Annotated in this window: 17 protein-coding genes; 10 read left to right on the top strand and 7 right to left on the bottom strand. The window is 62.3% G+C overall.

Going from position 1 to position 21,814, the window contains the following annotated elements:
- Positions 1-19: 19 nt before the first annotated feature.
- The 4 genes from EKL15_RS03935 (at position 20) to EKL15_RS03950 (ending at position 4,448) form a co-directional block, all read left to right on the top strand.
- Positions 20-1,504, top strand: a complete 1,485-nt coding sequence (locus tag EKL15_RS03935) for a sugar ABC transporter ATP-binding protein (protein ID WP_203088842.1) — start codon at positions 20-22, stop codon at positions 1,502-1,504.
- 15 nt (positions 1,505-1,519) lie between these two features.
- Positions 1,520-2,560 (top strand): ABC transporter permease, encoded by a 1,041-nt coding sequence (locus EKL15_RS03940; protein ID WP_025160279.1) that lies wholly within the window; start codon positions 1,520-1,522, stop codon positions 2,558-2,560.
- 63 nt (positions 2,561-2,623) lie between these two features.
- Positions 2,624-3,544 carry a sugar ABC transporter substrate-binding protein gene (locus EKL15_RS03945; protein ID WP_203088843.1) on the top strand — a complete coding sequence of 307 codons (921 nt, stop codon included), beginning with the start codon at positions 2,624-2,626 and terminating at the stop codon, positions 3,542-3,544.
- A 139-nt stretch (positions 3,545-3,683) separates the two neighbouring features.
- Positions 3,684-4,448: an SDR family oxidoreductase gene (locus tag EKL15_RS03950; protein WP_100396270.1), complete on the top strand. Its 765-nt coding sequence runs from the start codon at positions 3,684-3,686 to the stop codon at positions 4,446-4,448.
- A 29-nt stretch (positions 4,449-4,477) separates the two neighbouring features.
- On the opposite strand, the gene lhgO is transcribed toward EKL15_RS03950, so the two are convergent.
- From lhgO to metQ, 5 genes are all read right to left on the bottom strand, one after another.
- Complete coding sequence (gene lhgO / locus EKL15_RS03955) at positions 4,478-5,668, bottom strand: L-2-hydroxyglutarate oxidase (protein WP_100396271.1); 1,191 nt, start codon at positions 5,666-5,668, stop codon at positions 4,478-4,480.
- On the bottom strand, positions 5,668-6,387 hold the full coding sequence (locus EKL15_RS03960) for a FadR/GntR family transcriptional regulator (protein WP_064291239.1): 720 nt from the start codon (positions 6,385-6,387) through the stop codon (positions 5,668-5,670). Before EKL15_RS03960 ends, lhgO begins: the two co-directional genes overlap by 1 nt.
- Positions 6,384-8,339 carry a TRAP transporter permease gene (locus tag EKL15_RS03965; protein ID WP_203088844.1) on the bottom strand — a complete coding sequence of 652 codons (1,956 nt, stop codon included), beginning with the start codon at positions 8,337-8,339 and terminating at the stop codon, positions 6,384-6,386. The genes EKL15_RS03960 and EKL15_RS03965 overlap by 4 nt, the downstream gene beginning before the upstream one ends.
- Before the next feature lie 13 nt (positions 8,340-8,352).
- The gene (locus EKL15_RS03970) at positions 8,353-9,387 is read right to left on the bottom strand and encodes a TAXI family TRAP transporter solute-binding subunit (RefSeq protein ID WP_203088845.1); all 1,035 of its coding nucleotides are present in this window, start codon (positions 9,385-9,387) and stop codon (positions 8,353-8,355) included.
- 186 nt (positions 9,388-9,573) lie between these two features.
- Positions 9,574-10,389 (bottom strand): methionine ABC transporter substrate-binding lipoprotein MetQ, encoded by an 816-nt coding sequence (metQ, locus tag EKL15_RS03975; RefSeq protein WP_180548436.1) that lies wholly within the window; start codon positions 10,387-10,389, stop codon positions 9,574-9,576.
- Between the two features lie 236 nt (positions 10,390-10,625).
- On the opposite strand from metQ, the gene EKL15_RS03980 reads away from it, so the two are divergent.
- On the top strand, positions 10,626-11,144 hold the full coding sequence (locus tag EKL15_RS03980; protein WP_049202527.1) for a hypothetical protein: 519 nt from the start codon (positions 10,626-10,628) through the stop codon (positions 11,142-11,144).
- 147 nt (positions 11,145-11,291) lie between these two features.
- On the top strand, positions 11,292-11,717 hold the full coding sequence (locus EKL15_RS03985; protein ID WP_141958920.1) for a universal stress protein: 426 nt from the start codon (positions 11,292-11,294) through the stop codon (positions 11,715-11,717).
- 43 nt (positions 11,718-11,760) lie between these two features.
- Here EKL15_RS03985 and ygjK read toward each other — a convergent pair whose 3' ends face one another.
- Positions 11,761-14,136 carry an alpha-glucosidase gene (gene ygjK / locus EKL15_RS03990; RefSeq protein WP_100396273.1) on the bottom strand — a complete coding sequence of 792 codons (2,376 nt, stop codon included), beginning with the start codon at positions 14,134-14,136 and terminating at the stop codon, positions 11,761-11,763.
- Between the two features lie 17 nt (positions 14,137-14,153).
- The gene (ygjJ, locus tag EKL15_RS03995; protein WP_203088847.1) at positions 14,154-15,224 is read right to left on the bottom strand and encodes a protein YgjJ; all 1,071 of its coding nucleotides are present in this window, start codon (positions 15,222-15,224) and stop codon (positions 14,154-14,156) included.
- Positions 15,225-15,560: 336 nt separating this feature from the next.
- Between ygjJ and ebgR the strand changes: the two genes are divergently transcribed.
- The 4 genes from ebgR (at position 15,561) to EKL15_RS04015 (ending at position 21,810) form a co-directional block, all read left to right on the top strand.
- Positions 15,561-16,541 (top strand): transcriptional regulator EbgR, encoded by a 981-nt coding sequence (ebgR, locus tag EKL15_RS04000; RefSeq protein ID WP_049202529.1) that lies wholly within the window; start codon positions 15,561-15,563, stop codon positions 16,539-16,541.
- Between the two features lie 169 nt (positions 16,542-16,710).
- The gene (gene ebgA, locus EKL15_RS04005) at positions 16,711-19,800 is read left to right on the top strand and encodes a beta-galactosidase subunit alpha (RefSeq protein WP_203088849.1); all 3,090 of its coding nucleotides are present in this window, start codon (positions 16,711-16,713) and stop codon (positions 19,798-19,800) included.
- Positions 19,797-20,249 (top strand): beta-galactosidase subunit beta, encoded by a 453-nt coding sequence (locus EKL15_RS04010; RefSeq protein WP_055312129.1) that lies wholly within the window; start codon positions 19,797-19,799, stop codon positions 20,247-20,249. The genes ebgA and EKL15_RS04010 overlap by 4 nt, the downstream gene beginning before the upstream one ends.
- Positions 20,250-20,307: 58 nt before the next feature.
- Positions 20,308-21,810, top strand: a complete 1,503-nt coding sequence (locus EKL15_RS04015; protein ID WP_049202532.1) for an amino acid permease — start codon at positions 20,308-20,310, stop codon at positions 21,808-21,810.
- The last annotated feature ends 4 nt before the right edge of the window (positions 21,811-21,814 follow it).

The raw sequence follows: 21,814 nt of genomic DNA on the forward strand, positions 1-21,814 counted from the left end.
CAGTGCGGAGGTAAGCGGTATGTACCCTTATGTTCTTGAGGCCGAAGGCATCAGCAAGCAGTTCCCCGGCGTCAAAGCGCTGGATAAGGTCTCGATTAAAATCAAACCCGGCAGCGTGCACGCGCTGATGGGGGAAAACGGCGCGGGTAAATCGACGCTGATGAAATGCCTGATCGGCATCTACCACCCGGACGAAGGCTCGATCAAAATCAAAGGTCGGCCGGTCACCTTCAGCGACACGCTGCAGGCGCTGCATTCGGGCATTTCCATGATCCACCAGGAGCTGAACCTGATGCCCTACATGACGGTGGCGGAAAACATCTGGCTGGGGCGCGAGCCGGCGCGGCTGGGGTTCGTCAACCACGAACAGCTGAACGAACAGACCCGCGAACTGCTGGCGCGGCTGAACATCAAACTGCAGCCGGAAACGCTGGTGGGCGAGCTGAGCATCGCCAACCAACAGATGGTGGAGATCGCCAAGGCGGTATCCTACAACGCCGACGTGCTGATCATGGATGAACCGACCTCGGCGCTGACCGAAGGCGAAGTGGTGCACCTGTTCGCCATCATTCGCGAGCTGCGCGAGCAGGGCAAAGGCATCATCTATATCAGCCACAAGATGGACGAGATCTTCGCCATCACCGACGAAGTGAGCATTTTCCGCGACGGCACCTTCATCGCCTGCGACAAAACCGAAAACCTGACCAAACAGTCGCTGATCACCATGATGGTGGGGCGAGAACTGACGCAGATGTTCCCCAAATTCAACAACAATATCGGCGAGGAAGTGCTGCGGGTGGCGGGGCTGCGCCGCAGCGGCTGGTTCCATGACGTATCGTTCAGCGTCAAGCGCGGCGAGATCCTCGGCGTTGCTGGGCTGGTGGGCGCCGGGCGCAGCGAAGTGATGGAGAGCCTGTTCGGCATGCACCCGGCGGACGGCGGCGAGATCTTTATCGAAGGCCAGGCGGTAAAAGTGGATTCCCCGGCGAAGGCGATCGAGAGCGGGCTGGCGTTCCTCACCGAAGACCGCAAGAAATCCGGCCTGTTTCTGGTGCTGTCGGTGGTCGAGAACATGAGCATCGTCAACCTGTCGGAATACATCGGCAAGAACGGTTTCGTCAGCCACGTGCAGATGGCCAAAGACTGCATGGATCAGATTAAAAAGCTCAACATCAAAACGCCGACCATGGATCAGATCATCAATAACCTCAGCGGCGGCAACCAGCAGAAGGTCTTGATCGCGCGCTGGCTGCTGGCGCAGCCGAAAATCCTGATCCTCGACGAACCGACGCGCGGCATCGACGTGGGGGCGAAAGCGGAAATCTACCGCCTGATCAGCGAGCTGGCCAACCGCGGGGTCGCCATCATTCTGGTCTCCTCCGAGCTGCCGGAGATCCTCGGCATGAGCGACCGGGTGATGGTGATGCACGGCGGCCGCATCACCGGCATTTTGGACAAAGACGACGCGGACCAGGAGAAGATCCTGGCGCTGGCCTCAGAATAACGAAGGGTGAACACCATGAGTAACGTAAAGATTGAGAAGCCGCTCTCCGCCGATTCAACGGGCAAGGGAACGCTGTTCTCCGGGCTGAGCGGCAAAATGCCGAAGGATACCGGCATCTTCATCGTGATGATCGGCATCGCGCTGATCTTCGAAATCCTCGGCTGGTACATGCGCGATCAGTCATTCCTGCTGAACCCGAACCGCCTGCTGCTGATCGTGCTGCAGGTGGCGATCATCGGCATCATCGCGGTGGGCGTCACCCAGGTGATCATCACCACCGGCATCGATCTCTCCTCAGGCTCGCTGATTGCGCTGACTGCGGTAGTGGCGGCCAGCTTGGCGCAGACCTCGGACAGCATCTCGCCGATGTATCCGGGGCTGCTCGATCTGCCGGCGGCGATCCCGATCGGCGCGGGGATCGGGGTGGGCATCGTCTGCGGCTTTATCAACGGCTTCCTGATCACCCGCACCGGCATTCCACCGTTCATCGCTACGCTGGGGATGATGGTGTCGGCGCGCGGCCTGGCGCAGTACTACACCAAGGGCAACCCGGTCAGCTTCCTGTCGGACGGCTTCACGTCAATCGGCCAGGGCGCGATGCCGGTGATCATCTTCCTGGTGATTGCGGTGATCTTCCATATCGCACTCAAGCACACCCGCTACGGCAAATACATCTACGCCATCGGCGGCAACATGACCTCGGCGCGGGTTTCCGGCATCAACGTCAATAAGTACCTGGTGACGGTTTACACCATCGCCGGCGGCCTTGCGGGGTTGGCGGGCGTGGTGCTGGCGGCGCGCGTCAGCAGCGGCCAGTCGAGCATGGGGATGTCCTACGAGCTGGACGCCATCGCCGCGGCGGTGATCGGCGGCAGCAGCCTGATGGGCGGCGTCGGGCGCATCACCGGTACGTTGATCGGCGCGGTGATCCTCGGCCTGATCAAAAGCGGCTTCACCTTTATCGGCGTCGATTCTTACATTCAGGACATCATCAAAGGCGTGATTATCGTCGCCGCCGTGTCGATCGACATGCGGCGCAACCGTAAAAAACACTGATTGCCGTGAATTGCCGCCGGCGCCAGGGTTGGCCGGCGGCGCTTTTTTACCGGGGGACACATCATGAATTACCTGAAAGGGCTGTGGCTGGCGGTGGCGCTGTGCGCGTCTACCCCGGCATGGGCGCAAACCATCGGCGTGTCGATGGCCTATTTCGACCAGAACTTCCTCACCATCATCCGCCAGGCGATCGACAAGGAGGCTAAGGCGCGCGGCATCACCGTGCAGTTTGAGGACGCGCGCGGCGACGTCGGCCGCCAGACCGATCAGGTGCAGAGCTTTATCAGCACCGGGGTGGACGCGATTATCGTCGATCCGGTCAATTCGGCCAGCACGCCGGTGATGACCAAAATGGTCCAGGCCGCCGGCGTGCCGCTGGTGTACGTGAACCGCACGCCGGGCGACGCCAAACTGCCGCAGGGCGTGGTGTTCGTCGGCTCCGACGAGCGGGAATCCGGCACGCTGCAGATGGAAGAGCTGGCGCGGCTGGCCGGCTATCAGGGCAACGTGGCGGTGATGGTCGGCAACCTGACCGACGCCGGCGCGCTGCAGCGCACCAAAGACGTGGAGCAGGTGGTGAGCAAGTACCCGAAAATGAAGGTGGTGCAGAAGCAGAGCGCCAACTATTCACGCAGTGAAGGTATGGACCTGATGATGAACTGGCTGACCAACGGCGAAGCGATCGACATCGTCGCCGCCAACAACGACGAGATGGCGATCGGCGCAATCATGGCGCTGCAGCAGGCGGGCAAGGCGGACAAGAAAGTGCTGATCGGCGGCATCGACGCCACGCCGGACGGCCTCAAGGCGCTGGCCTCCGGCAAGATGCAGGTCACGGTGTTCCAGGACGCGGTCGGGCAGGGCAAAGCCTCGGTCGATGTGGCGCAGCGCATGATCAACGGTGAAAAGCTCGAGCCGTATTACTGGATCCCGTTCGAGCTGGTGACACCGACCACGATGCAGAAGTATGCGGCCAGGCCGTGAGTTAACCGTCCGATCCGCGTTGCCGGGGCGCTGCTTGCAGCGCCTTTTTTATTGGCGTCAGTTACATGTCCGCTAGCGGCCAGCGCGGCGCGGGATCTTGCTTCACACTGAGGATCTTTAAACCGCGTGAGGATGAGCGATGAACGCATTGAACGGCAAGGTGGCGGTGATCGGCGGCGCCAGTTCGGGGATCGGCAGGGCGGCGGCGCTGCTGTTCGCCCGCCAGGGGGCTGCGCTGGTGTTGGGCGCCCGGCGCGAGCGGCTGTTGGCGGAGCTGGTGGAGGACATTCGGCGCGAGGGGGGGCGGGCACTCGCGGTGGCGGGCGACGTGCGCGATGAAGCCTTCGCCGAACGGCTGACGGCAACGGCGGTCGACGAATTCGGCGGGCTGGATATCGCCTTCAACAACGCCGGCACGCTGGGGCCGCTGGGACCGTCGCTGGCGCTCACCGCGCCAGAATGGCGCGAGGTGCTGGAAACCAACCTGTCGAGCGCCTACTACGGCGCCAAATATCAAATCCCCGCCATGCTGGCGCGCGGCGCGGGCTCGGTGATTTTCACCTCCACCTTCGTCGGCCACACCGCGGCGTTTCCCGGCACGGCGGCCTATGCGGCCGGCAAGTCGGGGCTGATCGGCCTGACGCAGGCGCTGGCGGTGGAGTTCGGCGGGCGCGGCATTCGGGTGAACGCACTGCTGCCGGGCGGCACCGATACGGCGATGGGCCGGCAGATGAGCAATACCCCGGAGGCGCTGGCGCAGGTGGCCGAACTGCACGCGCTGAAGCGGCTGGCGATGCCGGAGGAGATCGCGCAGGCGGCGCTGTATCTGGCGTCTGACGCTTCCTCATTTATCACCGGCACCGCGATGCTGGTGGATGGCGGGGTGTCTATCCAGCGCGGCTGAGACCACGGGCGCCGTGGCCTCAGCGGGCGTCAGAAAGCGGACAGGTGGCGGCGCACGATCTCGCGGCCGATCTCCAGCGAGGCAGTCGCCGCTGGAGAAGGGGCATTGCACACGTGCAGCGAGCGTTTACCCTGCACGAAATGGAAGTCGTCCACCAGCTTGCCGTCGGCGGTCAGCGCCTGAGCGCGCACGCCGGCCGGGCCGGGCCGGATATCCTGCTCCTGCAGCGCCGGGATCAGCCGACGGGCGTTCTCGGCAAAGCGGCGGCGCGACAGCGAACGGCGCATTTCCGCCAGCCCTTCGCCGAGGTAGTTGCCGGCGATTTTCCAAAAGCCGCGATAGCCGAGCACCTCGCTCAGATCGCGCAGGCTGAAGTCGCATTTGCGGTAGCCTTCGCGTTTGAAGGCCAGCACCGCATTGGGGCCGACGTCGCGTTTGCCGTTATACATGCGGGTAAAGTGCACGCCGAGGAAAGGGAAATCCGGGTTGGGCACCGGGTAGATCAGATGGTTGACCAGGTGGTTTTTCGCGTCGTCCAACACATAGTATTCACCGCGGAACGGCACGATCTTCATGCCGGTTTCGTAACCGGCCAATTTGGCGATGCGATCGCTGAACAGCCCCGCGCAGTTGATCAGCAGCCGTCCCTCGAAGGTGTCGCCGGCGGCGGTGACGGTGACGCCGCCGGCGTGCTCGCGGATGGCCTCAACCTGATGGCCGTAGGCGATCTCGCCGCCGCGCCGCACAATGATCTCCGCCAGCTTGGCGGCCACCTCCGCGTAGTTGACGATGCCGGCGTCGGGCACCAGCAGCGCTTCAAGGCCATTGACGTGCGGTTCGCGCTCCCGCAGCTGCGCCTGTGACAGCCGGGTGACCTGCAGGCCGTTTTGCAGCCCGCGCTGATAGATGTTCTCCAGCCGATCCAGTTCGTTTAGCTGGGTGGCGACAATCACCTTGCCGCATTGGTCGTGATACAGGTCGTGTTCGCGGCAGAAGGCGAACATGCTGCGGTTGCCCTGTTTTGCCAACTGCGCTTTCAGGCTGCCGGGCGTGTAGTAAATGCCGGAATGCACCACGTTGCTGTTGTGGCCGCTTTGGTGCGCCGCCGGGCCGCGTTCTTTTTCCAGGATCAGAATGCGCCGCTGCGGATCCGCTTCCTGCAGCGCATTCACCACGCCGAGCCCCACCAGGCCGGCACCGATAACGATCGCGTCGTACATCACGGCTCTTGCTCCTCGTTTTCCAGGCGGCGTAATTTGCCGCGTACGTTGTTCAGATGGCTTTGCATGGCGGCGGTGGCCGCCGCCGCATCGCTGTCGCGAATGGCGATAAACACCCGCTCATGTTCGTCGATCACCCGCTGGCGCTCGGCCTGCCGCCCTAGGTTTTTGCTGAGCGAGTACACCAGCACCCCCAGATACAGCTCGTGCATGTTATCGAGGATCTGCACGAAAAAGGGGTTATGCGAAGCCTGCATGATGGCGCGGTGGAACAGGTAGTCCTGCCGATAGCCGATCTGGCCGTCGTTCAGCGTACAGTGACGAAAGGCGAGGTGCGCCTGTTCGATCGCCTGCAATTCCTGTTCGGTACGGCGCTCGGCGGCCATGCGCGCCGCCTGCTGCTCCATGACCTCGCGCATTTCCAGCAGCGCTTCCACCTCGCGGCGGTCGGCTACCTCCATCACCAGCGGTTCGTATTTGCTCAGCAGCGAATGCTGTTCCACCCGGTGGCCGCCGCCCTGGCGTGAGGAGATGATGCCGCTGACCTCCAGCACGCCGAGCGCCTCGCGCACCGGCACCCGGCTGACGCCGAACGCGTCCGCCAACACGTTTTCCGACGGCAGCTTCTCGCCGACCGGAAAGGTGCCATCGTTGATACCGGCTTTCAGCTGCGCCAGCACCTGATGAGAGGCTTTCTGGCGCGTGACCTTGCGGATCATGACGCGCCTCCCGGCAGCGCGGCGCGCTGTTTATAGCGCAGCAGGTGCATGGCGGCGGCGGCGGCGATCAGGGCCGCACCGCCCAGATCGGTCATCAGGCCCGGTTTGATCAGTAAAATCGCCGCCGCGGTAAACAGCACCCGCTCCAGCCAGTGGGTCTTCATCAGCCAGAAATTGGCGCTGGCGATCGACAGGGCGTAGATCCCCACCAGCGCGCTGATCACCATATGCAGCACCGACAGCGGGTTGAGATCGTCACCCTGCATCAACAGCATCGGGTTGTAGACCAGAATGAACGGGATGATAAAGCCCGGCAGCGCCAGGCGCACCGCGTCCCACGAGGTTTGCATCGGATCGGCGCGGGCGATGCTGGCGGCGGTGTAGCTGGCCAGCGCCACCGGCGGCGTGATGTTGGACAACGCGCCGAACCAGAACACGAAGAAATGCGCCGCCAGCGGCAGCACGCCGGCTTTGATCAGGATCGGCGACACGGTCACCGCGACCACGATGTAGAGCGCGGTCGAGGGTAGCCCCATGCTGAGCACGATGCACACCAGCATCACCACCAGCAGGATCATCCACAGGGTGTTGTCGGTCATGGCGACGATGTTGAACGCCAGCGTGGAGCCGATGCCGGTCATGGTCACCACGCAGATGATCACGCCGATGGCGGCGCAGGCGATGGTGACCTGAATCGAGCCGCGCGCCGCGTCATTCAAGGCCAGAACGATTTTTTTCGGCGTCATGCGCACCGAACTGTCGGGGGTGAGCCAGCTGGCGACGATGATGGCAATGATGCCGAGGAAGCCGGCATAGATCGGCGTTTTGCCCAGCAGCAGCGTGCCGATGACGATGACGAGCGGCAACAGCAGCAGCCCGCGCGCCTTCAGCACCGCGCGCACCTCAGGGATGTTCTCCTTGTTGATGCCTTTCAGGCCCTGTTTCTTGGCTTCCAGATCGATAGCCATGATCAGCGCGGCGTAATAGAGCAGCGCCGGCACGATGGCGGCGATGACGATGGTGGTGTACGAGATGCCGAGGAAACCGGCCATGATAAACGCCGCCGCGCCCATGATGGGGGGCATGATCATGCCGCCGGTGGAAGCGGTGGCTTCCACGGCGCCGGCGAAGCGGGACGACAGCCCGATGCTTTTCATCAGCGGAATGGTGAAGGTGCCGGTGGTGGCGACATTGGCCACCGCGCTGCCGCTCAACGAGCCGGTCAGTGCCGACGAGATCACCGCCACCTGGGCCGGGCCGCCGCGGCGGCGTCCGGCGGCGGCCAGCGCCAGATCGTTGAACAGCGCGGTCGCGCCGCTGACGCTGAGAAAGGCGCCGAACAGAATAAACACCACGATGGCCGTGGAGGCGGTGGACAGGGTGATGCCGAAAATCCCCTCGCCGGTCATGAACAGCCGATACAGCAGGCGTTCTACCGAGAAGCCCCCGTGGCCGAAGATGCCCATGAAGTACTGCCCGAACAGCGCATAGATAATGGCGAAGCTCGCCAGGCCGGGGATGAAATAGCCGGTGGTGCGCCGCGCGGCTTCGAACAGCACGCCGATACCGATCGCCGCCATCACATAATCGGTGGTGTTGGGGATGCTCTTGCGCACCACGTGCAGATCGACGTAGTTAACGTAGAAATAGCCGTAGCTGACCAGCGTCAGGATGATGAACAGATAGTCCCAGCGGTTGAAGCTGCGGGTGGCGTACCGGGCCGAGAAGGGAAACAGGATAAAGCCCAGGATCAGAATACCGCTCAGGAAAGTGGTGTTGCGGTAGAACTCCTGCGTGTTGGACAGCGCGTTGGCGTAGATGGCATAGGCGGAGATGGCGATCGCCAGGACGGTTGCCAGCTGCAAATAGACGCCGCTCAGCGGCCGATTGCCGGCGCCGGCTTCTTTGTCCAGATCGACGGCGGGCTGCGGTGAAGAAGAGTGAGTGCTCATACGTCCTCCTGGATTAAGGGTTGGCGGCCAGCGCGGCGGCTTCCGGCGGGATCAGATAATCGGGTATCTCGACGCCGGCTTCGCGGTAGTAGCGATAGGCGCCGAGGTGCAGCGGCACGGAAACGCCTTTCAGCGCATTTTCCAGCGAGATGTATTTGGCCGAGCTGTGTACCTGGTGCACTTCCGGCAGGTTCTCGAACATCGTTTTGGTCAGGTCGTACACCAACTTTTCATCGAGCCGGCTGAGGGCCACCAGAATATTGGGCTGTGCGATGGTGGCGACCGCCTTGGGCTGGCGCGGGTAGGTCTCCGCCTTGATGTCGAAACGGAACCAGGAGTTGGCGATGGCGTTGATGCTGGCCAGCTGTTCGTCGGTGACTTCCAGGATGCGTGCCGGCACGCCGCTGGCATACATATCGGTGACGGCGGCGGCCGGCACCCCGGCGGGCAGGGCGCCGCCGTCCAGGCGCCCGTCGCGCATCGCGGAAACCGTGTCGCCGTAGCCGAGGTATTCCGCCGACAGCGACTTTTTGGTCAGGTTGACGCCCTGCAGGATGATCATCGTCGACTGTTCGGTGCCGCTGGCCTGCGGCCCGACGGAAAAGCGCGTGCCGGCGATATCGTTCAGCGTGCCGTCTTTCACCCGGCTTTCCAGCATCACGAAGTGTTCGACGTTGGGCCACAGCATGGAGATGGAGCGCAGATCGCCGTAGGCGCGGCCGTCGAAGTTACGCACGCCCTGATAGGCTTCGACGGCGATCAGGCTTTGCAAAATCGCCAACTGCGCCTCGTCTTTTTGCAGCAGGTCGATATTCTCGATCAAGCCGGCGGAGGATTGGCCGGTGACCTGAATCCCCTGGTGCTTCAGCCGGTTGCTCCAGACGTTGGCCAGCCCGACGCCCATCGGGTAGTAGGTACCGCCGGTGGAGGCGGTGGCGACGGAGAGGAAGGTTTTATCGGCGTTTTCCGCTTTGCCGGCGATGGCCAACAACGCGGCGCCGACCACGGCGCAGGTAACAAGTAACGTTTTGATTTTTCTATTTTTCATTATTTTCCCCAGCGGTTTTTTGAAACAAATAGAAAACATTTACGCAAACTTGTATACAACATGGCAGCTTTATTCACCTAAAGCGCAGTGCTTGATTTGTGATCTGAGCGGGCGAAAATTGAACGATGCAGCGGGGGGCGGAAATGAAAAACCCGTGGCCGGGCGCCACGGGCATGCGGGGGAGGGTTACCAGCCTTTGACGGCGTCGCCCTTGTAGATGTCGGCGGCGCTGGCCGCCACTTCGTCGGTCTGATAGGCCTTGACCAGATCCTTCACTTTCTCGCTGTCTTTGTTGTCGATGCGGCTGGCGAAGATGTTGACGTACGGCGAGTTTTTGTCTTCGACAAACAGCCCGTCCTTGGCCGGCGACAGGCCGATCTGGCTGGAATAGTTGGTGTTGATGATCGCCAGCGTCACTTTCTGATCGTCCAGCGCGCGCGGCAGCTGCGGCGCTTCAATCTCGACGATCTTCAGCTTTTTCGGGTTGCCGACGATGTCCAGCGCGGTCGGCAGCAGGCCGACGCCCTCTTTCAGGGTGATCAGCCCCTGTTTTTGCAACAGCAGCAGCGAGCGGCCCAGGTTGGTCGGATCGTTCGGCACCGCCACCTGCGCGCCGTCCGGCAGCTGGCTGAGTGCGGTTATCTTCTTCGAATAGCCGGCGATCGGGTAGACGAAGGTGTTGCCCACCGCCGCCAGCTTGTAGCCGCGCTCCTGCATCTGCTTGTCCAGATACGGCTTGTGCTGGAAGGCGTTGACGTCCAGATCGCCGTTGTTCAGCGCTTCGTTCGGCAGCACGTAGTCGTTGAAGGTCACCACCTCCACGTCCAGATCGTATTTCTGCTTGGCGACCTTTTGTACCACCGCCCACAGCGACTGATCGATACCGGCGCTGATGCCGACCTTGATGTGGTGATCGTCCTGTGCCGTCGGGCCACAGGCGGTCAACAGCAGCGTGCCGGCGGCGGCCAGCGCCAGGGCGAGGTTTTTCAGCGTAAATGTCATTTTCCCAGGGTCCTTTTCAACATTGCCTGCTAATTTTGGCGGGCAGAATAGTGGCAGTGACTGTAGGTAATCGCTGGGCTAAAACAAAATACTGATTCACTATGACTCATAGCGATTAGCTATGAGCGGCCGCCGCCTGGCGCGGTGCGGATTGTTTTGACGGCGAATCGGCGGGCTTATTATGATAGCCGTTGGCCCGTGAGGGCAGACTGGGTACTGAAACGAAGGAAAAGACAATGCGATTGAACACTTGGAGCAAGGCGCTGCTGCCGCTGGTGGTGTTGGCCTGCGTCTCGGCGACTCAGGTTCGGGCGGCGGAGAGCGATACCGGGCCGATCCCCAAACAGCTGCTGGGCAACTGGCGCGTCAGTAAAATTGTGCCGACCCAGACCACCGGCTGCTGGGATCAACAGCAGGCGCAGAGCCTGATCGGCGGCAAAATCAGCTACAAAGCGGATGCGTTCAGCTGGAACGGCACGGCGCTGAAAAGCGAAGGGGCCACCGTCAGCACCGTAGAAGCGCAGGAGTTTGTCGAGGACAATTCCGGCAGCAGCTCCTACATCGATTTCCCGATGCTGGGCATCAGCACGCCGTCGGTCGAACGCGTGGCCATTCAGCACGCGGATACCGCCATCAAAGGCATCACCGATCAGGGCACCGATGGGGTGCCCGGCGATAACGTGCTGGTGAAAGACGCCAACACGCTGATCCTGTCGCTGTGCAACGTCTGGTTTGAGGCGCAGCGCGAGAAGTAATTTTTGCCTTCAGCCCCGGCAACGGGGCTTTCCCACCGCGTCGCCACCCGTCATACGCGCCATTTCTGAACTAAAATTAACCATAACGATATGACCCCGGCGTGATATCGGAGCCTCGGCTCTACCGAGTCCATGACAGGAGGCGCTATGTGTTACCACCATATTGTCATCGCCACCGATCTGAGCGATGACGGCAAACGGCTGGTCGAAAAGGGGGCGCTGCTGGCGGAGGCGCTGCAGGCCAAACTCTCACTGATCTATGTGGACGTTCACTACGACACCTACCACGCGGCGATCGGCTTTTCGGAGCGCAGCTATGACGGCGTGCCGTTCGAAGAGAAGATCCGCAAAGAGCTGGAGCCCACCACGCAAAACGTCAATTACCCGATCGCGGAGGTGATTATTGGGCGCGGCGGCTTCGTCGATGAACTGCGTACGGCAGCCGTGGATAAGAACATCGATCTGCTGGTGTTCGGCCATCACCACGATCTGTGGAGCAACCTGTTTTCTTCCACCCGCAATGCCATCAACCAGCTGAATATCGACGTGCTGGTGATCCCGATCCGCTCATAAACGCGGGCCACCGCCGGGCAACGATGGCGGTGGCCGCTGCGGCTTATTGCGTGAAGAAGTCGTTATACAGCATGTACAGGTGCGCCGCGCTCCAGGAGAAGTTCGGCGCGCCTTGCTGCTTGCCGGTGAGCGGGTTGTAGTTCTCGCGGATCGGCCCGTCGGCGACCAGGCCGTCGGCGTGGCGGAAGAAGGCCTGCGCCATCGCCACCGCATCGTCGCGATAGCCGTAGCGCTCCATGCCCTTGAGGCCGAAATACAGCTGATCGACCCACACGCGGCCGCGCCAGTAGATGTCCGCGCCGAACGCCGGATTGGTCAGCGCCGCGGTGCCGAGCGGCACGTAGGTATTGAACTCGCGCGGATCCTTCATCACCCTGACCACCGCATCGGCGTGCGGTTGGCTGGCGGCGCCGTTGAACAGCGGCGACCAGCCTTCCGGCCCTTTGCCGCGTTCGACGATCGGTTTGCCGGCGCAGCCGTTGGCCAACGGCCGGCTTTCGATGCGGATGTCATAGAAGAAACCGCTCTGCTTGTCGAACATGCAGGTGTTGATGTAGGCCGCCAGCCGGTCGGCTTTGGCGCGGAAGGCAGCGGCCTCGGCACCGCGGCCCAGAATATCGGCCATCTCCGCCAGATAGCGGTTGTCGCTGTACATATAGCTGGCCTGATCCACCGACTCCTGCAGCAGCGAGTAGCCGAGCAGCGTACCGTCCGGCGCGCGGTTTTCGGCGAATTTTACCTGCCAGTCTTCGCGTTTGCCGCCCTGCGCCACGTAGCGCGCCAATTGATCCGGATCGATAAAGCCGAATATCGCCGCGTCGTCGCGGCCCGACTCCCAGGAGGCGGCGGTCTGCGCCGGGATCTCGATGCTGTCGTACTGCCCCTCGCGCACGATGCGATCGTAATTGTCGAGGCCGGCCAGCGTTTGCTCGCGCTGCCCGCGTTTGACGGTAAACAACATGCGCCCGTCGGGGGTATTGTGCGCTTTGTCACGGGTGGCGCCGTACTCCGGCACGCCGTTGCCGTTGTGATCGCGGTTGCGCAGCCACCAGTCATGGTAGGCCACCAGCTTCGGGTACATCTCCGCCAGCCAGTCCTTATCGCCGGTGACGCGATACACCTCCATCACCGCCCAGGCCGCCAGGCTCGGCTTGGTGTTGCGCTCGTTCCAGTTGCCGCCGTCGCCGCCGCGCTCCGGGCTGGGGTTGTAGGCGATAAGGTCGGGCAGAAAACCGGCGTCCCACGGGCGCAGGGCGTCGCCCGGTCGGATCTGGAAGGCGAACACTGCGCGAATGTTGTCCTTGGCCACGTCCGGGTTGAAGTGCGCCATGGCGTAGGCCTGTTTCCAGGTGTCCCACGGCCAGGTTTGGTTGCCGGAGAACCAGCGCCCGGTCACCGACGGGGTGACCGAGTCGAACTTCATCGCTCCGGCTGCGCCGCGCCAGTTGCCGTTCAGCGTTTCCATCGCTTTGACCGCCACGCGGGTTTGTTCCGGCGTGGCGTGCGGGTTGCTGAGCCCAGTGGCGAGATAGCGTTCCCAGCGCTGGGCCGACGCGGCCATATAGCGCTGCGGGTGAGCGAGGATATCGGCGATAGCGCGCTGTTCGCGCTGTGCCTCTTCGGCGGTGAGCAGGTGCGAGTAGGTGGTGTACAGGGTGGTGGAACCGGTGATGCGCGCCGTGGCGCGGAAGCGGTGGCCGTCGACCGTGGTGCGCTGCGGCAGCGATTTGTGGATCTGATATTCGGACTGGCCCGAGGTCATCAGCTGCGACGGCGCGCGCACCTTGCCGAAGGTGACGCGCAGGCCGTCAGCCGTCGGCACAATGCGGCGCGTGTAGTCCGGAAACGCCTGCTCGAGGGTCGCCGGCGGCTGCGGCTTTTGCTCTTTGGCCGCGTAGCGCTCCAGCAATTCACCGTCCCACACCAGCTCCAGCGGCGTGTCGGTCAGGATTTGGGTTTCCAGCAGCGAGGTGCGCGCGGCGGCGAAGCGCAGCGTCAGGTTGACGGTCACGCCCGGCGCGCTGAGCCGCTGCACCAGGGCGCCGGGCAGGCTGTAGGCCGTCATGGTGAAATGCACCGGTTTACCGTCTCGATAGACGCTGAGCCGATCGAAATTGTTGGCCATAAAGTTGATGTACTCTTCGGTCAGCAGCGCCGGGCCGGGGAAACCGCCCATGCCTTCCGGCCCGCTCGGCAACAGGTGGCCGTGCCAGGCGCCGAGATCGAAGAACGGATTGAAGCGCTGGTGATCGTCGAAATCGTAATCGAGCATAAAGTGCGGCGCGCCGCGGCGGTCGATGACGTTTTTATAGCGCTCGGCCAACGGGGCGTCGGCGTCGGGCGTTTTCGGCACACAGCCCGTCAGCGCCCATGCGAGGATGAGGGCAGTGGCCAGCGGGGTCAGGGGAGTCATGTTCATCGTAGGAGCCTCAACGGTTACCAATAGAAATATTGCATCAGAAACACCGAGTTGCTGGCACCGGTGCTGTCGTTGCGCATGAAGAATTTGCTGTCCAGCGCGGTGGCCAGTTTGCCGCCGGCGTATTCGTACCAGACGCCAAACTGGGCGTATGAGGTGGCGGTGTCCGCCGCGCGATCAAACCGGTGGCGGGCGTAGCTGTAGGCGGTGGAGAGATACAGCCCTTTGGCGGTTTCCGTCATCGCGCTGAGCATCAGGCCCGATTCGCTGCCGGGATGGCCGCCGCTGTCGCCTTTGCCGGTGTGGTGCCAGACGCGGCCGGCCAGGTGTTTGCCGCGCAGCCCCAGCAGAAACAGCTGCCCCAGGCCGTCGGTCACTTCCAGGCCGGTCAGCAGCGTCAGATTCTCCTGCAGGTCGTACTGGGTGTAGCCGTTGACCATCGCCCGGTAGGTATACTTGTCGGAATAGCGGTCGTATTTACCGAAGTGCAGCAGCGCCTTGCTCTCGTCGATGCGGCTTTCCGGGGCCGCCGTCACGCTGTAGCGAAAGCGCCCGGTCAGGTTTTGCAGCTTGGCGGCATAGCTGAGATCGCGGGTGTTGGGGATCACGTAGCCGTACTCCGGTGTGAAGTCGCCCCACCACTGCAAATCGTCGAGCGACGAATCGTTGCGCACGCTGAGCATCATCTCGGTGCCGTCGTCGGTGCGGTAACCGCCGTAAAAGCGGTTCAACCCACCCTCGAAGCCGCCCCAGCTGTGGTCCGGCGTCCAGGCGTGGCCCTGGCTGTCCGCCTGCACGGTCCAGCCTTCGCCGTAAATCAGGCCGAACCAGTGGCCCCGTTTGATCTCCAGGCCACCTTCGATATAGGTGCCGTCGCTGTATTTATGCTGATGTTCGCCGTTCAAATAGACGCTGCCGCCGATGCCGAGCTCGCCGTAAAAACGCAGGGCGGTCGCGGTGCTATCGGGTAGCGGCGGCGGCGGGAGCTGATTGCGCTCCGCCGGGGTCACCGGTTCCTGCGCCGCCCAGGCGGGCGCATTAACGAGCAGCAACAAGGGCAACAGGGCGTGATGGCTTAGTGATTTCATGGGGCATAGCCTGGTGTTGGATGGATCGGAACGTCAGCCGAGCGGCGGCTCACGCGAGGTCGCTCCCGGATCCCTGGGAGAAGAGAAAAAGTCCGCCCTCATGGGGCAGTAAACGGCAGGTATATTAGTAAAATATTTAGTAAAAAATACGCTTAAATCAGTAAATCGTTAACTTGATCACAGCGGGCGAAATGGGTATCTTTCGCTGCAGGCGCCCGGCAACGGCTGACATGAGCGTGCGCTGACCCGGTCTGGGAAGGAGAGGAGGCGGGCGGCGCTGTACGCCGTGGCGCTATCCGATTAAGCTACCGTTTTTCGTCTGTGCATTGGGACTCTATGGCCACACTGAAGGAAATTGCTGAAGCCGCTAATGTGTCCGTCGCCACCGTTTCGCGCGTGTTGAATGACGACCCCACCCTGAGCGTGAAGGCGCAAACCCGCCAGAAGATCCTGGAAGCGGCGGAGCGCCTCGAATACAAGGTTGCACCTTCCAAACGGCAAAGCGGGCAACGCCTGCATTTCGCCGCGCTGTTCACCTATACGCAGGGCGTGGAGATCAACGATCCCTATTACCTGGCGATGCGCTACGGCATCGAAACGCAGTGCGAAAAGCTGGGCGTGGCGCTGAGCGCCGGATATGACTTCAACGGCGACAAGGCACTGCCGGCCGCCGACGGCCTGCTGGTGATCGGCCGGCCACAGCCCGCGCTGTATGAGCAGCTCAGGCAGCAGGAAACGCCGGTCGTATTCATCGACGGCGTGGTGGAGGATGAGCGGTTCGACTGCGTCAATGTCGACCTGTACAAGATCAGCCGCAAGGTGATCGACTACTTCATCGGCCGCGGCTATCAGCGCATCGGCTTTATCGGCGGGCGCGACGATCCGGCCGGCATCGACCAGCGCGAGCAGGCGTTCGTCGAGTATGGCCGGCAGCAAAACGTGGTGCGAGCGCAGGACATTTACCACGGTGATTTCAGCAGCCAGTCGGGCTACCAGTGCGCCAAAGCGATGTTGCAGAGCAAGAATGGCTATCCGCCGGCGCTGCTGGTGGCGACCGATTCGATCGCGATCGGCGTGCTGCGTGCGCTGCACGAACACGGCATTCAGGTGCCGGGGCAGATCGCGCTGATCAGCGTCAACGACATTCCCACCGCCCGCTTTATTTTCCCCGCCTTGTCCACGGTGCGCATCCCTTCGGAGACCATGGGCGCACAGGCCGTCAACCTGCTGGCGGAGCGGCTGCGCGATGAGCGCGCCGTCCCGCTGTCGATCTTCGTTCCCAGCTCGCTGCAGCTGCGCGACACCACCGTCGCCTGACCGGCCCCGCTTCGGCGGGGCGTTGCGTTGGCGCCCAAAATTAACGTCATGATAAAAAAAGGCATTTGAGATTTATTGTGATCCTGTCGTCATTTGGTAAATATCAACTGTAGTTTTTACTAAATATTTACTATCGTTTCCGCATTGCACAGGTGTCGGGAGACGTGACGTGAATAATTGGGAAAACATTGAAAAACAGTCGGAGCACCGGTTGGCGCCGCGCGCGAGCTTCTTCAGCTACGCGGACGCCGGGCAGGCGCTGAGCTTCGATCGCAACGCCAGCCGGCGCTTCCAGCTGCTGAGCGGCCGCTGGCGTTTTCGCTTCTTCGAGCACCCGGCGCAGGTGCCGGCGGCGTTTTACCGGGAGCCGATGAACGACTGGGGCGATATGGCGGTGCCGGGCATGTGGCAGCTGGAAGGGCACGGCCACCTGCAGTACACCGACGAGGGCTTCCCGTTCCCGATCGACGTGCCTTACGTGCCGACCAACAATCCCACCGGCGCCTATCAGCGCCCCTTTACGCTCGACGCCGGCTGGCAAGATCAGCAGGTGCTGATCAAATTCGACGGCGTGGAAACCTACTTCGAAGTGTACGTTAACGGCGACTATGTCGGCTTCAGCAAGGGCAGCCGGCTGTGCGCCGAGTTCGACATCAGCCCCTATGTGCGGCAGGGCGAGAATCTGCTGTCGGTGCGGGTGATGCAGTGGGCCGATTCCACCTACATCGAAGATCAGGACATGTGGTGGATGGCCGGCATCTTCCGCGACGTCTATCTGATCGGCCAGAGCGCTATCCACATTCACGACCTGACGCTGGTCACCACCTTTGATGAGCGCTATTGCGACGCGCAGTTGGCGATCGACGCCGAGCTGCGCCATCTCGGTGTGCAGGCCGCCGAGGGCTGCCGCCTGCAGGCGCAACTGTTCGACGGCGATCGCTGCGTGGCGGAGCAGTGGCGCGACGATCTGCGCATCGAGCAGGCGCTGAGCTGCCGTTTCGAACTGCCGGTCAGCCGCCCGCAGCAGTGGAATGCGGAAAATCCCTACCTGTATCAGCTGTTGCTCAGCCTGTATGACGGCGCCGGCAACCTGCTGGGCGTGGTGCCGCAGCGGGTGGGTTTCCGCGAGATCGCGGTGCGCGACGGGCTGATGTACGTCAACGGGCGCTACCTCAAGCTGCACGGCGTCAACCGCCACGATCACGATCACCGCAAAGGGCGCGCCGTCGATATGGCGCGGGTGGAGCGCGACATCGTGCTGATGAAGCAGCACAACATCAACTCGGTGCGCACCGCCCATTACCCCAACGATCCGCGCTTTTACGAGCTGTGCGATCTCTACGGCCTGTTCGTGATGGCGGAGACCGATCTGGAAAGCCACGGCTTCGCCAACGTCGGCGATCTGAGCCGCATCACCGACGATCCTCGCTGGGAACAGGCCTACGTCGAGCGCATCGAGCGCCACGTGGCGGCGCAGAAAAACCACCCGTCGATCATCATCTGGTCGCTGGGCAACGAGTCCGGCTACGGCTGCAACATTCGCGCCATGGCCCGGCGCTGCAAAGCGCTCGATCCGACCCGTCTGATCCACTATGAAGAAGATCGCGACGCCGAAGTGACCGACGTGATCAGCACCATGTATTCCCGCGTGGCGATGATGAACGCCTTCGGCGAATACCCGCACCCCAAACCGCGCATCCTGTGCGAGTACGCCCACGCGATGGGCAATGGCCCCGGCGGGCTGTTCGAATACCAGTCGGTGTTCAACCGTCACGCCAGTTTGCAGGGGCACTACATCTGGGAGTGGTGCGATCACGGGCTGCTGAGCCACGACGCGCAGGGGCGCGAGCGCTACCAGTACGGCGGCGATTACGGCGACTACCCGAACAACTACAACTTCTGCATGGACGGCCTGATCTATCCGGACCAGCGCCCCGGCCCCGGCCTGCGTGAATACCAGCAGGTGCTGTGCCCGGTGGAGGTGACGGCGGAAGAGGGGGCGGGTGACGTGCTGCGGGTGAAAAACCGCTATTGGTTCAGCTCGCTGGCGGATATCACGCTGAAGGTCAGCGTCAAGACCGACGGCCGCCAGGTGGCAAGTTACGAATTCAAGCTGCCGCATCTACAGCCGGGCGAGAGCGAAGACATGCATCTGCCGGTGTTGGCGCTGGGGCAGGGGGAAACGCTGATCGACGTGGCGGTGCATAAGGACAGCGCCACCCGCTACAGCGAGAGCGGCCAGCGGCTGGGGCATTATCAGCATCTGCGCCAGGCGGCGACGCGGCGACCGGCTCCACCGTTGGCCGATGCGCCGGCGCTGCAATGCCGCGAGGAGAATCATCAGCTGCTCGTCAGCGGCGGCCGGTTCCAGCTGGCGTTCTCGCTGCTGAGCGGCGAACTGCTGTCGTGGCGGGTAGACGATGAAGAAATGGTGGGGCGCGCGCCGCGCATCACCTTCTTCAAACCGTTGATCGATAACCATAAACAGGAATATGAGGGGATTTGGCTGCCGCAACATTTCCCCATCATGCAGCAGCACTTCCGCCGCCTCAGCCGGCAATGGCAGGGCGAAGATCTGCTGCTCGAGGTGCACAGCCTGATTGCGCCGCCGGTGTTCGACTTCGGCATGCGCTGCACCTACCGCTGGCGCATCTCCCCGCAGGGCTACGTCAGCCTGGATCTGTCCGGTGAGCCTTATGGCGATTTCCGGCAGATTATCCCGAAAATCGGTCTCGATTTCGGCATCAGTCGCCGCTTCGTGCAGGTGGAATACTACGGCCGCGGGCCGGGCGAGAACTACCGCGACAGCTGCCGAGCCAACCTCATCGGCCACTACCGGCAGCGCGCCGAGGCGCTGTTCGAACACTATCCGTTCCCGCAGGACAACGGCAACCGGCAGGACGTGCGCTGGCTGAGCCTGCAGGACGCGGCGGGCAAGGGGATCTTCATCCAACCGCGGCGGCCGATCAACTTCAGCCTGTGGCCTTACAGCGTCGAGATGCTGCACCAGGCCCAACACATCAACGAGCTGGAACCGAGCGACTGCCTGACGCTGAACCTGGACGACCAGATCCTCGGCCTCGGCTCCAACTCCTGGGGCTCCGAAGTGCTGGATACCCACCGGGTCTATCTGGCGCCGTTCAGCTACGGCTTCACGCTGGTGCCGTTCGACGGGCGGCAAACGCAGGGCGCCGCGCTCGCCGGTTATGACTTCGCGCCTGCTCACCACCACCCGCAGTCTGCGGAGGAAAACGCATGATCATTCTCGAATCCCTGGCGGAGTTCCAGCGCATTTATCACAGCGGCAAGAAGTGGCTGCGTTGCATGGAAGCGATCGCCAATGTCGAGCGCATCAGCCCAAACGTGTGCCATTCGATCGGCGACTCGCTGACGTATCGGCTGAGCGTCGGCGCCGGCCGCCAGCACGGCTGGCTGGAGGGCAACCGCCGTTACTTCGACGTGCACTATTACCTCGACGGGGAAGAGACCGTCGAGGTTGCCGACAAACGGGCGCTGACGACGGTGGCGCCCTATCAGGACGAAACCGACCGCGAGTTTTTCAGCGGCGAAGGCGAGAGGCGCCGGGTCGGCAAAGGCAACGTGGTGATCTTCGAAAACCACCAGGCTCACCGCTTCGCAGAAAGCGGCAAGGTAAAAAAAGTCATTTTAAAAGTGACGGTGGAAGACAGCTATTTCGTCAATAAATAGCGCGCTCGCCGATCGATAACAACAAACCGAAGTCCCCTACACCATTCGGAGAATCTCTATGGCTGCGTCGAACAGAAACACCATCGGCAAGTTTGGTCTGCTGTCGATGACGTTTGCGGCAGTGTTCAGTTTCAACAACGTGATTAACAACAATATTCAGCTCGGCATCGCCTCGTCGCCGGTGTTCCTGGTGGCGACGATCATTTACTTCATTCCCTTTTGCCTGATCATCGCCGAGTTCGTCTCGCTCAACCGCAACTCCGAGGCCGGCGTTTATGCCTGGGTGAAAAGCGCGCTCGGCGGGCGCTGGGCGTTTATCACCGCCTACACCTATTGGTTCGTAAACCTGTTCTTTTTTACCGCGCTGCTGCCGCGCGTCATCGCCTACGCTTCTTACGCGTTCCTGGGCTATGACTATGTGTTTACCCCGCTGACCACGGCGATCATCAGCATCTTCCTGTTCGCCTTCTCGACCTACATCTCCAACAGCGGCGCAAAACTGCTGGGGCCGATGACCTCCGTCACTTCGTCGCTGATGCTGCTGCTGACGTTTTCCTACATCGTTCTGGCGGGCGCAGCGGTGCTGGGCGGCATCGAGCCGGCCGACCCGATCAACGTGCAGGCGATGACGCCGAACTTCAACTGGGCGTTCCTCGGCATTACCGCCTGGATCTTCCAGGCGGCGGGCGGGGCGGAGTCCGTGGCAGTGTACGTGAACGATGTGAAAGGCGGCAGCCGCGCCTTCGTGAAGGTGATCATCGTTTCCGGGCTGTTCATCGGCGTGCTGTATTCGGTGTCTTCGCTGCTGATTAACGTATTCGTGCACCGCACCGATCTGCACTTTACCGGCGGCACGGTTCAGGTGTTCGAAGGCCTGTCGGCGCACTTCGGCCTGCCGACGGTGCTGATGAACCGCTTTGTCGGCATTGTTTCCTTCACCGCCATGTTCGGTTCGCTGTTGATGTGGACGGCGGCGCCGGTGAAGATTTTCTTCACCGAAATCCCGAAGGGCATTTTCGGCGAGAAAACCATTCGCCTGAACCGGCACGGCGTGCCGACGCGCGCGGCCTGGATCCAGTTCTTCATCGTCATCCCGCTGATGCTGATCCCGACGTTGGGTTCCAGCAGCGTGCAGGATTTGATGAACACGCTGATCAACATGACCGCCGCCGCCTCGATGTTGCCGCCGCTGTTCATCATGCTGGCCTACCTGAATCTGCGGCTGAAGTACGACCGGGTGGCGCGCGATTTCAAAATGGGCTCGCGCCTGCAGGGCATCGCCATCGTCAGCGTGCTGATCGCCATCTTCACCGTCGGTTTCTTCGCTTCGACGTTCCCGACCGGCGCCAGCATCATGACCATCGTGTTCTATAACGTCGGCGGGTTGGTGGTGTTCCTGGGATACGCCTGGTGGAAGTACAACCGCTACTCGAAGACCCTGAACGCCGAGGCGCGCTACCACGAAGACATGCCGCTGGCGCGCCTCGCGCTGGAAGCGCAGGAAGGGGCGCCGGCCGGGCAACCCGCGCTGACCACGCCCGCTTGCAATAAGCCGCTGTAATCTC

Origin of the sequence: Serratia sp. 4542, from assembly GCF_016805595.1 — a bacterium.
Taxonomy (GTDB): domain Bacteria; phylum Pseudomonadota; class Gammaproteobacteria; order Enterobacterales; family Enterobacteriaceae; genus Serratia; species Serratia nevei.

Bases quoted from the DNA above. Each gene is read 5' to 3' on its own strand.
- EKL15_RS03935 (WP_203088842.1), top strand. From the start codon at position 20: ATGTACCCTTATGTTCTTGAGGCCGAAGGCATCAGCAAGCAGTTCCCC.
- EKL15_RS03940 (WP_025160279.1), top strand. From the start codon at position 1,520: ATGAGTAACGTAAAGATTGAGAAGCCGCTCTCCGCCGATTCAACGGGC.
- EKL15_RS03945 (WP_203088843.1), top strand. From the start codon at position 2,624: ATGAATTACCTGAAAGGGCTGTGGCTGGCGGTGGCGCTGTGCGCGTCT.
- EKL15_RS03950 (WP_100396270.1), top strand. From the start codon at position 3,684: ATGAACGCATTGAACGGCAAGGTGGCGGTGATCGGCGGCGCCAGTTCG.
- lhgO (WP_100396271.1), bottom strand. From the start codon at position 5,668: ATGTACGACGCGATCGTTATCGGTGCCGGCCTGGTGGGGCTCGGCGTG.
- EKL15_RS03960 (WP_064291239.1), bottom strand. From the start codon at position 6,387: ATGATCCGCAAGGTCACGCGCCAGAAAGCCTCTCATCAGGTGCTGGCG.
- EKL15_RS03965 (WP_203088844.1), bottom strand. From the start codon at position 8,339: ATGAGCACTCACTCTTCTTCACCGCAGCCCGCCGTCGATCTGGACAAA.
- EKL15_RS03970 (WP_203088845.1), bottom strand. From the start codon at position 9,387: ATGAAAAATAGAAAAATCAAAACGTTACTTGTTACCTGCGCCGTGGTC.
- metQ (WP_180548436.1), bottom strand. From the start codon at position 10,389: ATGACATTTACGCTGAAAAACCTCGCCCTGGCGCTGGCCGCCGCCGGC.
- EKL15_RS03980 (WP_049202527.1), top strand. From the start codon at position 10,626: ATGCGATTGAACACTTGGAGCAAGGCGCTGCTGCCGCTGGTGGTGTTG.
- EKL15_RS03985 (WP_141958920.1), top strand. From the start codon at position 11,292: ATGTGTTACCACCATATTGTCATCGCCACCGATCTGAGCGATGACGGC.
- ygjK (WP_100396273.1), bottom strand. From the start codon at position 14,136: ATGAACATGACTCCCCTGACCCCGCTGGCCACTGCCCTCATCCTCGCA.
- ygjJ (WP_203088847.1), bottom strand. From the start codon at position 15,224: ATGAAATCACTAAGCCATCACGCCCTGTTGCCCTTGTTGCTGCTCGTT.
- ebgR (WP_049202529.1), top strand. From the start codon at position 15,561: ATGGCCACACTGAAGGAAATTGCTGAAGCCGCTAATGTGTCCGTCGCC.
- EKL15_RS04010 (WP_055312129.1), top strand. From the start codon at position 19,797: ATGATCATTCTCGAATCCCTGGCGGAGTTCCAGCGCATTTATCACAGC.
- EKL15_RS04015 (WP_049202532.1), top strand. From the start codon at position 20,308: ATGGCTGCGTCGAACAGAAACACCATCGGCAAGTTTGGTCTGCTGTCG.